The sequence below is a fragment of the Arthrobacter sp. B0316-1-20 genome (genome assembly GCF_059091865.1).
This window is the reverse complement of record NZ_JBNHHC010000119.1, coordinates 1-5,841: the sequence shown is the minus strand read 5'-3', so window position 1 is coordinate 5,841 and position 5,841 is coordinate 1. Positions and strand designations below refer to the sequence as shown.

General features: G+C 65.8%; 9 protein-coding genes. 7 read left to right on the top strand and 2 right to left on the bottom strand.

The annotated features are described in order from the left end of the window. Positions 1-254: EF-Tu C-terminal domain-related protein (locus AC5RW2_RS39985; protein WP_494075229.1), on the top strand; the 254-nt coding region annotated here is incomplete at its 5' end. Between the two features lie 148 nt (positions 255-402). On the opposite strand, the gene AC5RW2_RS39980 is transcribed toward AC5RW2_RS39985, so the two are convergent. After that, the gene (locus tag AC5RW2_RS39980) at positions 403-783 is read right to left on the bottom strand and encodes a VOC family protein (RefSeq protein ID WP_494000481.1); all 381 of its coding nucleotides are present in this window, start codon (positions 781-783) and stop codon (positions 403-405) included. Between the two features lie 116 nt (positions 784-899). Between AC5RW2_RS39980 and AC5RW2_RS39975 the strand changes: the two genes are divergently transcribed. Continuing rightward, entirely contained in the window at positions 900-1,034 is a 135-nt protein-coding gene (locus AC5RW2_RS39975; RefSeq protein WP_494000480.1) for a hypothetical protein, read from the top strand. 37 nt (positions 1,035-1,071) lie between these two features. Here AC5RW2_RS39975 and AC5RW2_RS39970 read toward each other — a convergent pair whose 3' ends face one another. Further along, positions 1,072-2,583, bottom strand: a complete 1,512-nt coding sequence (locus tag AC5RW2_RS39970) for a glycoside hydrolase family 1 protein (RefSeq protein ID WP_494075228.1) — start codon at positions 2,581-2,583, stop codon at positions 1,072-1,074. A gap of 478 nt (positions 2,584-3,061) precedes the next feature. Between AC5RW2_RS39970 and rpsJ the strand changes: the two genes are divergently transcribed. Genes rpsJ through rplB form a run of 5 tightly spaced genes read left to right on the top strand, consistent with a single transcriptional unit; the run spans position 3,062 to position 5,834 of the window. After that, a complete protein-coding gene (gene rpsJ / locus AC5RW2_RS39965; protein WP_003803825.1) occupies positions 3,062-3,370 on the top strand; it encodes a 30S ribosomal protein S10 in 309 nt (102 codons plus the stop codon). A 16-nt stretch (positions 3,371-3,386) separates the two neighbouring features. Next, complete coding sequence (gene rplC, locus AC5RW2_RS39960) at positions 3,387-4,040, top strand: 50S ribosomal protein L3 (protein ID WP_493949469.1); 654 nt, start codon at positions 3,387-3,389, stop codon at positions 4,038-4,040. Positions 4,041-4,044: 4 nt separating this feature from the next. Beyond that, on the top strand, positions 4,045-4,662 hold the full coding sequence (gene rplD, locus AC5RW2_RS39955) for a 50S ribosomal protein L4 (protein ID WP_493941556.1): 618 nt from the start codon (positions 4,045-4,047) through the stop codon (positions 4,660-4,662). Then, positions 4,659-4,964 (top strand): 50S ribosomal protein L23, encoded by a 306-nt coding sequence (gene rplW / locus AC5RW2_RS39950; RefSeq protein ID WP_493941555.1) that lies wholly within the window; start codon positions 4,659-4,661, stop codon positions 4,962-4,964. The genes rplD and rplW overlap by 4 nt, the downstream gene beginning before the upstream one ends. Positions 4,965-4,994: 30 nt before the next feature. After that, the gene (rplB, locus tag AC5RW2_RS39945; RefSeq protein WP_493941554.1) at positions 4,995-5,834 is read left to right on the top strand and encodes a 50S ribosomal protein L2; all 840 of its coding nucleotides are present in this window, start codon (positions 4,995-4,997) and stop codon (positions 5,832-5,834) included. The last annotated feature ends 7 nt before the right edge of the window (positions 5,835-5,841 follow it).

Below are 5,841 nucleotides of genomic sequence, written 5' to 3'. Positions count from 1 at the left end.
TCCTGTCCAAGGATGAAGGCGGCCGCCACAACCCGTTCTACTCGAACTACCGTCCGCAGTTCTACTTCCGCACCACCGACGTGACCGGCGTTATCACCCTCCCCGAGGGCACCGAAATGGTCATGCCGGGCGACAACACTGAGATGACCGTTGAGCTCATCCAGCCGATCGCCATGGAAGAGGGCCTCGGCTTCGCTATCCGTGAAGGCGGCCGCACCGTTGGTTCGGGCCGCGTCACCAAGATCACCAAGTAACTCTGTGATCTGCTGACCGGAGGTTTCCGGTCGGAGGCAGGAGAACCCCCGCCGTCTCAGGACGGCGGGGGTTCTTTCTTTTAATGATGCGCCGGGTGTGATGCTGCGCGCACGCTCCGGGCGCGCCTTCGGTCATGGTCCTTCCGTTTTAGATGTTCTGGTGCAGGCAGAGAATGTTGCCCTCCGTGTCCGGGAACCAGGCGCAGCGCTGGTGGCCGGTCACCGCGATGTGGTTCTCGGTCTTGAGGCCCGGCAGGTCGTAGTCCGCGAAGTCGACGCCGCGGCCGGCCAGTTCGGACATCTCGGTTTCCAAATCGGCCACCTCGAAGCTGATCGAGGTGTGGTCCGACGTGTCTGCGTCCGGTCGGACGATGAGTTCTACCGCGGTGGAACCGTCGCTGGAGAAAAGGAACGAATCCTCTCCGAGCGGGCCGGCCGGCTGCAGGCCTAGGGAATCCTGGTAGAACGCGCGCGCCCGGTCCATGTCCTTCACGGGCAGGACCGTCGTCATGGTTTTGGTGCTGAGCATGGTTGTCCGGCTTCCTGGGAGCATCTGCGGTGGACACTCCCAGAATAGTCTCGGCCGGGGCCCCGGGAACTGGCGGACGGGCACGAATTTTGACCGCCGACCAGTAGGATCAGACCATGGAATGGCTGATCGTGTGGATCGTCCTGGGCCTGGTTGCCGCGGTGGTCGGGGCGGTGTCCTGGGGCAGGCGGTACTTCCGCCACGAACTGGACCGTGCCCGCCGCATCCGGCGCGCCGACGGCGGGCGGTAGCGAAGCGCCGGGGACCGGCGAACGCGCCGGCGGGCCGTCAGGCCTGACCCGGTGCTGCCACCGCCGGCTCGGTCTGCCCGGCCGCCTCGCCGGCACCGGCACGAGTGCGGCGCGCGGCCACATCCTTCAGCCAGTGGAAGGACGCCTTGCGGATCCGCTGCTGGGTGGCGAAGTCCACGTACACCAGGCCGAAGCGCTGGCTGTATCCGGCCGCCCATTCGAAGTTGTCCATCAGCGTCCACACGTAGTAGCCGCGCAGGTCGATGCCGGCTGCGGGCCCGTCCGGCGCCGTCGCGGTGAGCGCGGCCTCCAAATGCGAGGCCAGGTAGTCGATCCGCCGCACGTCGGCGACCGACGGCTTCTTGGTCAGCGCGTCGCGGACCACCACATCCTTGAAGCTGGCGCCCCCCTCGGTGATGTAGACCGGCGGCAGATTGGGGTAACGCCCGGCCATCTGGGCCAGGGCGACCTGCAGGTAGTCGGGTGCCACGGGCCAGCCGAATTCTGTCCGGTCATACCCCGGCCACGCGGCCAGGTGGAACGGCAGCTCGCCGCCCTGCTCCCAGAGCAGCTCGGGCAGGCCGTCGGGGATCGCCTCCGGCCCGGTCAGCGGCCCCGGGCCGATGCCGATCCTGGTGGGGAAGTAGTAGTTCAGCCCGTAGAAGTCCAGCGGCTGGCTCATCACCGCCAGGTCCTCGTCCGGAATCTCGCGCAGGTACTGGAGTGCGGGCTTGAGCACCGGGTTGAACGTTGGGTAGCGGCCCAGCAGCACCGGGTCCGAAAACATGCCGTTGTGGAGCACGTCGTACAGTTCCACCAGCACATCGTGGGCCAGCCCGTCCTTGGCGCCCACCACGGGGGAGTAGACGTTCGTGATGCCCGCATCGCCCGTGATCCCGCCGGCCCGCAGGGCCGAGAGGCTGAGTCCGTGCGCGAGGATGAGGTGGTGCGCGGCCGGCAGGGCGTCGAAAAGCCCGGCCTGGCCGGGAGCATGGACGCCGAGGCCGTAGCCGTTGAGGGTGACGGTGGTCGGCTCGTTGATCGTGACCCAGCGGTCCACCCGGTCGCCGAACTTGTCCGCGGCGATCGCCGCGAAGTCGGCGAGCCGGTACGCGGTATCCCGGTTGAGCCAGCCGCCGCCGTGCTCCAGCGGCAGCGGGGTGTCCCAGTGGTAGAGCGTGCACATCGGGGAGATGCCCCGGGCCAGCAGTTCATCCAGCAGGCGGTCGTAGAAGTCGATGCCGCGCTGGTTGACCGGCCCCTGTCCGCCGGGCTGGATCCGTGGCCAGGACAGCGAGAACCGGTACGAGTCAACGCCGAGCTCGGCCATCAGCGCGACGTCTTCCGGCATCCGGTGGTAGTGGTCGCAGGCCGCGTCCGCCGTCGCGCCGCCGGCAATCCGCCCGGGCTCGTGCGAAAACGCGTCCCAGCCGGAGGGTCCTCGGCCGTCCTCGGCCACGGCGCCCTCGATCTGGAATGCCGCCGTCGCCACTCCCAGGGTAAAGTCGGACGGGATCATTGCCGCCAGGCGCCCGCTGTCCATTGCCATTCGCTGCTGTCCTCCTGAAACCTGGTCTCCCGTGTGCGGCGCCCGCAGGAGCGGGCTGGCACCAGCATCGCACTGCCGGCTGGTCCGCGCCATAGCATGGCGGCGGGGGAGCGGGCACCGGCCCGGGGGCCGATTCGCAATCAGGGCCGAAGTCTGCCACACTAGATGAGTTGTTCAAGCGCTTTTGCATGTCTTCGTGCGAAGCTGGGTCCCGCCCGGGATAATGCCCGGGGCAGGGTCAGGCTCCACGGATTTCAAAGAAGCCCAAATATAACCCACCCTCCATTTTGAGCGGGCGGAGTGCGCAGAATGTTCGCGACACGCCCGACCGCGGGGGTCGGAGCCTCAGCAGGGTGAGGAACCCGGATTCATCCGGATTCAGTCTGTTGGAGGAGCGCCAGGCAAGGAGCGATCCAGCCGTCGGGGCGCATCAGGAGAAAGTCCACAGAGCAGCACTGAGAAAGAGAGCGGAGACGCCATGGCGGGACAGAAAATCCGCATCCGTCTGAAGTCATATGACCATGAGGTCATTGATGTTTCAGCACGGAAGATCGTCGAGACGGTCACGCGTGCAGGCGCAACGGTAGTGGGCCCCGTGCCGCTGCCCACCGAGAAGAACGTTTACTGCGTTATCCGGTCGCCGCACAAGTACAAGGACAGCCGGGAGCACTTTGAAATGCGCACCCACAAGCGGCTGATCGACATTATCGATCCCACGCCCAAGGCCGTCGATTCGCTGATGCGGCTCGACCTGCCGGCGGACGTGAACATCGAAATCAAGCTGTAGGGGAGTGCGGATTCATATGTCTACCACTACACGCCAAGTCAAAGGCCTGCTGGGCACCAAGCTCGGCATGACCCAGGTCTGGGACGAGAACAACCGGCTCATCCCGGTCACCGTCGTCAAGGCTGACTCCAACGTCATCACCCAGCTGCGCTCTGCGGACGTCGACGGCTACACCGCCGTTCAGATCGGCTTCGGCCAGATCGACCCGCGCAAGGTGACCAAGCCGCTGGCCGGCCACTTCGAGAAGGCCGGGGTTACCCCGCGCCGCCACGTGGTCGAGCTGCGCACCTCCGATGCCGACTCTTACGAGCTGGGCCAGGAACTCTCCGTGGAGCTGTTCGAAGCCGGCCAGAAGGTCGACGTCGTCGGAACCACCAAGGGCAAGGGCTTCGCCGGTGTCATGAAGCGTCACGGCTTCGCCGGCGTGAGCGCCTCGCACGGCGCGCACAAGAACCACCGCAAGCCCGGTTCCATCGGTGGCGCGTCCACTCCGGGCCGCGTTTTCCGCGGCCAGCGCATGGCCGGCCGCATGGGCGCCGTCCAACAGACCACGCTGAACCTGACCGTTCACGCCGTGGATACCGAGAACTCGTTGCTCTTGATCAAGGGTGCCGTTCCCGGTGCCCGCGGCTCGGTCGTTCTCGTCCGTTCCGCTGTGAAGGGAGCCTAGTTCAATGGCTAACACGCTCAAGGTTGACCTGCCTGCAGAGATCTTCGACGTCCAGACCAACGTGCCGCTGCTGCACCAGGTCGTCGTCGCGCAGCTCGCTGCTGCCCGTCAGGGAACCCACAAGACCAAGACCCGCGCCGAGGTTTCGGGCGCCGGCCGCAAGCCGTTCAAGCAGAAGGGCACCGGCCGCGCCCGCCAGGGTTCGATCCGCGCTCCGCACATGACCGGCGGCGGCGTGGTGCACGGCCCGACCCCGCGCGACTACAGCCAGCGCACCCCCAAGAAGATGAAGGCAGCTGCCCTGCGCGGCGCCCTGTCCGACCGGGCACGCAACGGCCGCATCCACGTTCTGGAGACCCTGGTTGCCGGCGAGAAGCCGTCCACCAAGGCCGCCACCGAGGCCCTGCGCGCCATCACCGAACGCAAGAACCTGCTCGTAGTCATCGAGCGCGCCAACGATGTTGCGGCCTTGAGCCTGCGCAACATCGAGGATGTTCACACCATTTACGTGGATCAGCTGAACACCTACGACGTGCTGGTTTCCGATGACGTGGTCTTCACCAAGGCCGCCTACGACGCGTTCGTCGCAGCTAAAGCAACTGCCAAGGAGGACGCCAAGTGAGCGCGACCACCACTAAAGATCCCCGCGACGTGATCCTTGCTCCCGTCGTTTCGGAAAAGAGCTACGGCCTGATCGACGAAGGTAAGTACACCTTCCTGGTCGACCCGCGCTCGAACAAGACCGAGATCAAGCTGGCCGTGGAGAAGATTTTCTCCGTCAAGGTCGACTCGATCAACACCATCAACCGTGCCGGTAAGCGCAAGCGGACCAAGTTCGGATGGGGACAGCGCAAGGACACCAAGCGCGCCATTGTCACCCTGAAGGAAGGCACAATCGACATCTTCGGCGGTCCGCTTTCTTAAGCGGAGACCACTTTAACGAGGAATTGAACTATGGGAATCCGTAAATACAAGCCGACTACCCCGGGCCGTCGCGGCTCGAGCGTAGCCGACTTTGCCGAAATCACGCGGTCGACACCGGAAAAGTCGTTGCTGCGTCCGCTGACCAAGTCCGGCGGCCGTAACAACTCCGGCAAGATCACTACCCGCCACAAGGGCGGCGGACACAAGCGTCAGTACCGTCTGATCGACTTCCGTCGCCACGACAAGGACGGCGTGCCCGCCAAGGTCGCTCACATCGAGTATGACCCGAACCGCACCGCGCGGATCGCTCTGCTGCACTACGTTGATGGCACCAAGCGCTACATCCTGGCTCCGGCCAAGCTGAAGCAGGGAGACACCGTTGAGGCCGGCGCCAGCGCCGACATCAAGCCGGGCAACAACCTGCCGCTGCGCAACATCCCCGTCGGTACTGTGATCCACGCTGTGGAGCTGCGTCCGGGCGGCGGTGCCAAGATGGCCCGCTCTGCCGGCGCCTCCGTGCAGCTGGTAGCCAAGGAAGGCAAGTACGGCCAGCTCCGTCTGCCCTCCGGCGAAATCCGCAACGTTGACGTGCGCTGCCGCGCAACCGTCGGCGAGGTTGGCAACGCCGAGCAGTCCAACATCAGCTGGGGCAAGGCCGGCCGTATGCGTTGGAAGGGCGTCCGCCCGACCGTCCGCGGTGTGGCCATGAACCCGATCGACCACCCGCACGGTGGTGGCGAGGGTAAGACCTCCGGTGGCCGTCACCCGGTCAACCCGAACGGCAAGCCCGAGGGCCGCACCCGCCGCCCGAACAAGGAAAGCGACCGCCTGATTGTGCGTCGCCGTCGTACTGGCAAGAACAAGCGATAGGAGCCTG